General features: G+C 56.2%; 5 protein-coding genes. All 5 read left to right on the top strand.

What is annotated here, in order from left to right; all coding sequences use genetic code 11:
• Positions 1-314: 314 nt before the first annotated feature.
• The gene (locus tag CW742_RS06990; RefSeq protein WP_292418364.1) at positions 315-2054 is read left to right on the top strand and encodes a pyruvate/oxaloacetate carboxyltransferase; all 1740 of its coding nucleotides are present in this window, start codon (positions 315-317) and stop codon (positions 2052-2054) included.
• A complete protein-coding gene (locus CW742_RS06985) occupies positions 2051-2287 on the top strand; it encodes a hypothetical protein (protein ID WP_292418361.1) in 237 nt (78 codons plus the stop codon). Before CW742_RS06990 ends, CW742_RS06985 begins: the two co-directional genes overlap by 4 nt.
• Positions 2284-3576 carry a type III ribulose-bisphosphate carboxylase gene (gene rbcL / locus CW742_RS06980; protein WP_292418358.1) on the top strand — a complete coding sequence of 431 codons (1293 nt, stop codon included), beginning with the start codon at positions 2284-2286 and terminating at the stop codon, positions 3574-3576. The genes CW742_RS06985 and rbcL overlap by 4 nt, the downstream gene beginning before the upstream one ends.
• 31 nt (positions 3577-3607) lie before the next feature.
• The gene (purC, locus tag CW742_RS06975; protein ID WP_292418366.1) at positions 3608-4327 is read left to right on the top strand and encodes a phosphoribosylaminoimidazolesuccinocarboxamide synthase; all 720 of its coding nucleotides are present in this window, start codon (positions 3608-3610) and stop codon (positions 4325-4327) included.
• 119 nt (positions 4328-4446) lie between these two features.
• On the top strand, positions 4447-5062 hold a 616-nt coding region (locus CW742_RS06970), incomplete at its 3' end, for a Na/Pi cotransporter family protein (protein ID WP_292418353.1).

Genomic DNA, 5062 nt, shown 5'->3' with positions numbered 1-5062 from the left:
CTTTGCTCCGTCAGGGGGTTCGGGGCAATGATCGGAGTCAGGAACCGGAACGCGGAACCGGAGGAGCACGAGGTCCACCGATCGTTCATCGGCAAAGAGATGGAACAGGTGCAACCGTTATAAGCATGATGACAAAAATCTCGCGATCGCCGTGGTCCCCGGTATAACAGATTTACCCGGGAATGACAAGTATTCAGGAAACCTCCAGGGAGAAATCACTGAAGATGAAGGAAATCGGATCGCCGGTGATCCGGACTTCCGGCAGGAGACCGGCAGGCCGAACATCGGCACAGGAAGAAAGTGAAGGTATACTGATGAACGTTAAGGATACTCAGAAGGTCCGCATCACGGACACGACACTCCGCGATGCCCACCAGTCGCTCATGGCAACCAGGCTTCGTACCGAGGACATGATCCCGCTTGCCCGGGGCCTTGATACCTGCGGGTTTTTCTCGGTCGAAGCCTGGGGCGGCGCAACCTTCGACACCTGCATCCGGTTCCTGAACGATGACCCGTGGGAACGCCTCCGGATCCTGAAGAAGGAACTGACCCGTACACCGATCCAGATGCTCCTGCGGGGGCAGAACCTGGTGGGGTACCGCCATTATCCGGATGATGTGGTTGACCGCTTTATCACAGCGGCCCATAAGAACGGTGTTGAAATTTTCCGGGTCTTTGATGCCCTGAACGATATTCGTAACATGACGCGGTCCATGCAGCAGGTGAAAAACGTCGGGGCACACCTCCAGGGCACCCTGTCATACACGACGAGCCCGGTCCATACCACGGAATCATTCATCGAGATGGCTGAGGAGCTCTACACCCATGAGTGCGATTCTCTCTGCATCAAGGATATGGCCGGCCTGATCATGCCTCATGATGCGCAGGATCTTATTCATGGCATCAAAAAAGCGGTTGATGTCAGGGTCTGCCTCCACAGCCACTGCACGAGCGGTATCGCCCCGATGAGTTTCCAGGCGGCAATCGATGCCGGGGTCGACATTCTCGATACAGCTATGTCCCCGCTCTCGATGGGGACCTCCCACCCGCCAACCGAGAGCGTGGTAGCCGCGCTCAGGGACACTCCCCGGGACACCGGGATCGATTTGCTACAGCTCCGGACCGTCAGGAATACCTGCATGCAGATCCGGGAGAAGTATGCCGGCCTCATCAGCCCTATCTCCGAACGGGTTGACAGCGATGTCCTCATCTACCAGCTCCCCGGGGGGATGATCTCCAATCTCGTATCCCAGTTGCAGGAACAGGACGCACTTAACCGGCTGGAAGAGGTATTTGCCGAGATCCCGCGGGTACGGGAAGATCTTGGGTATCCGCCGCTCGTGACCCCGACAAGCCAGATCGTCGGGACACAGGCAGTGCTGAATGTCCTCGCGGGCGGTGAGCGGTACCGGACCGTCACCCAGGAAGTAAGGGACTATGTTCACGGGATGTACGGGAAATCCCCGGCACCGGTGAATGACGGGGTCAGAAAGCTGGTAATCGGGAATGACCCGGTCGTCACCGTCCGCCCGGCCGATCTGCTCGAACCCGCGTACGAGAAAATGAAGAGCGAAGCGGTAACTGCCGGGCTGGTCAGGAAAGAGGAGGATGTGCTCACGTATATCCTCTATCCGGCCATCGCCCCCGCATTCCTGAAAGGCGAAAAAAAAGCCGAAGACCTGCCAAAAAAACAATCCCCGCAACCCTCACCGGGAGGAATTCCCGATCAGATGGAAGTTGAGGTGGATGGCGAGGTATTCTCTGTCCGGATCGTATCCCTGGGCGGGAACAAGGTTGCCGTTCAGGAAATATCGCCCGGGAAGATCCCGGCCGGGGAGGTGGCGGGAGGCGTACGGAGCAACATGCAGGGGATGGTTCTCAAGATCCTGGTCAGCCGGAATGCCCTGGTAAAGAAAGGCGATACCCTGCTCGTGCTTGAAGCTATGAAAATGGAGAACCCGGTCCACAGCCCGGCGGACGGGCGGGTTGCCGAGATCTTCGTGGATACAGGTGACACGGTCAGGAACGGGGATGTACTCATGGTGGTACAATGAACGGGATAACCGGATACATCATGAAAGGAAAAGACGATGTGGCGATGCAGGCAAAGCGGATTGAATTACACTGGAAAATGTTGCAGAGCATAGGTGGGGATTGTCAGGACCGGGCGGAAAGACCGTGGCACCCGGTATCAGGTGAATCCTGTGACCAGACCCCTGCCGACGGGATCCCTGCCTGCTATGAACACGCTGTTGTTGTCGGCGTAAATGAGGAGGATTATTCATGAAAGACGAATCGTTATACCTGAAGATCGGGTACCAACCCAAAAAGTCCGATGTTATCTGCCGGTGGTACATCGAGCCGGCAGAAGGAATGACCCTTGAGGATGCAGCAGCGAATACCGTGACAGAAAGCTCTATCGGCACGTGGACTTCCATAACAACTGCGAAAAAGTACACGCAACGGCTTGCGGCGAAGGTTTACAGCATCGATGAGAAGACCGGGATTGTCGACACAGCCTATCCGGTGGAGGCGTACGATCCGTACGACATTTCCTGTATCCTCGCATCCATTGCCGGCAATATATTTGGCATGAAAAGCGTAAACAACCTCCGGCTGATGGATGTCCGGCTGCCAAAGGAGATTGTCAATGCACACTATGGGCCGGCCGTTGGGATCAAAGGGATCCGGAAACTGGTAGAAGTCCCCAAGCGTCCCCTGATCGGTACGATCGTCAAACCCAAGATGGGACTGAACACCAAAGACCATGCACAGGTTGCGTACGATGCCTGGGTTGGGGGAGTGGACATTGTCAAAGATGATGAGAACCTCACCGGACAGGCCTTCAATCCCTTCGATAAACGCGTGAAGGAGACCCTGAAAAAACGCGACCGGGCCGAACGAAAGACCGGGGAGCGCAAGATGTACATGGCCAACATCACCGCTGCAACAACCGAAGAGATCATCAGGAGGGCTGAATACGTGCACAAGCTGGGCGGAGAGTACATCATGATCGATGTCTGCATCGCGGGATGGCCGGCGCTCCAGAGCCTGCGGGAGCACAACGAGGATCTCGGCCTGGTGCTGCATGCCCACCGGGCAATGCACGCGGCCTACACGCGGAACGAGAAGCACGGGATCTCGATGCTGGTCCTATCGAAGTTCCTCCGCCTGTGCGGGCTCGACCAGCTGCATATCGGATCCATGGTCGGCAAGATGGTCGATGCCGGCCCGCAGTCCGTGCTCCGCAGCAGGGACGCGCTGGTCCTGGATGATGTCGCCAGCGACGAATTCGCCGTTGGACAGAAATGGTACGGGACAAAACCTGTCTTCCCCGTTGCATCCGGGGGCCTTCACCCGGGACACCTTCCGTACGTTGTCCGGGGGTTCGGCAATGACGTGATCATCCAGATGGGCGGGGGGATCCACGGACATCCCAAAGGGACCATTGCCGGTGCGAAAGCCGCACGCGACATGCTCAACGCTGTCGTTGAAGGTGTGCCCCCCCGCGAGTACAAGAGCAAAGAACTCCAGCAGGCCCTTAAGACATGGGGCATTGTTGAAGACCATACCTGAACGAGAAAAACCTGTAAAGGGAGGAATTATCCTGAAACAGACAAAACTCCTGCAATCCGGCAAGGTTAAGTCGGTATTCGAAACAGATGACATTGGACGACTGATCGTAGAATTCCGTGATGATATCACTGCATTCGATGGGGGGAAAAAGGATACGCTGAAAGGCAAGGGCAGCTGTAATGCAGCCGTTTCCTCCTTCTTCTTCCAGCTCCTGGAAAAACAGGGCATCAAAACCCATTTTATCGGGATGCTGGATGATACCCGGATGGAGGTACGCAGGCTCAGCATGATCCCCCTTGAGGTGATCGTCAGGAATTATGCAGCAGGCTCGCTCGTCCGCAACTACCCGTTCAAAGAAGGGCAGAAGCTCCACCCGCCACTGGTTGTTCTCGATTACAAGGACGATTCCCGCCATGATCCCATGATCAATGACGAGATCATTGCGGCGCTTGGCATAGCTACTCCCCGGGAACTCGAAACCATAAAAGAGACTGCGCTTCTGGTCAACCGTCATCTCTCTGCATTCCTTGCAGGGCAGGGCATCACTCTTGTGGACTTCAAACTCGAGTTCGGTAAGGCCGGAAAGACGATCTATCTCGGGGACGAGATAAGCATGGACTCGATGCGTTTGTGGGATAAAAAGACAAAAGAGTCGCTCGACAAGGACGTATACCGGTTCGACCGGGGGGATGTCATGGAGGTCTATGCAAGGGTCCTCCACCGGATCTCTTCGGGGGGTAATTACCCGTGAACATGCTGTACAGGAGATTATGGGAGGATCCAGCCAAGATCTCCTGCCCTGTTCCAAAACCCTTTTCATAATCAGGGCCGGATCATCTGTACGGCATCTGCGCCGGGGGAATCCAGGTCATGGTCTCGTGGGAACTCCTCTTTGCCATCATCCCCGGTATCATCCTCTTCCTGTACGGCATCGAGCAGTTCTCCCGCGAGGTGCAGATTGCTGCAAAGGACAAACTCCAGGACCTCATCCAGAACCTGACCAAGACTCCCTTACGGGGCACCGCTGTCGGTGGCATTGTCACGGCCATTGTCCAGTCCAGCCATGCCACCACCATCATCACCGTCGGGCTCGTCAACGCAGGCATCATCTCGTTTGCCGCATCGCTGGGGGTTATCTTCGGCTCGAACCTTGGTACAACCCTCACCTCGCAGCTGGTTGCCTTAAACTTCACGGCATTTGCCCCCATCTTTATTCTCATCGGCTTTGTCATCGGGCTGGTGCCGGGGAAATACCGGATCTTCGGCCGGCCGATCTTCTACTTCGGTCTCGTATTCTTCTCCCTGACCCTCATCTCCAATGTGATGGCCCCGTACCGTACCGATCCCCAGCTCCTGGAACTGATGGGGATGATGGATACGGTCTTTTTGCAGATTGCGTTCGGCTTCCTTGTCACCAACATCTTCCAGTCGAGTTCGGTCACCACGGGGCTTGTCGTGCTCATGTCGCAGAACGGCCTCATCACCC

The organism is Methanoregula sp., assembly GCF_002835825.1.
In the GTDB taxonomy this organism is placed as follows: domain Archaea; phylum Halobacteriota; class Methanomicrobia; order Methanomicrobiales; family Methanospirillaceae; genus Methanoregula.
This window is presented reverse-complemented; position numbering and strand designations above follow the sequence as displayed.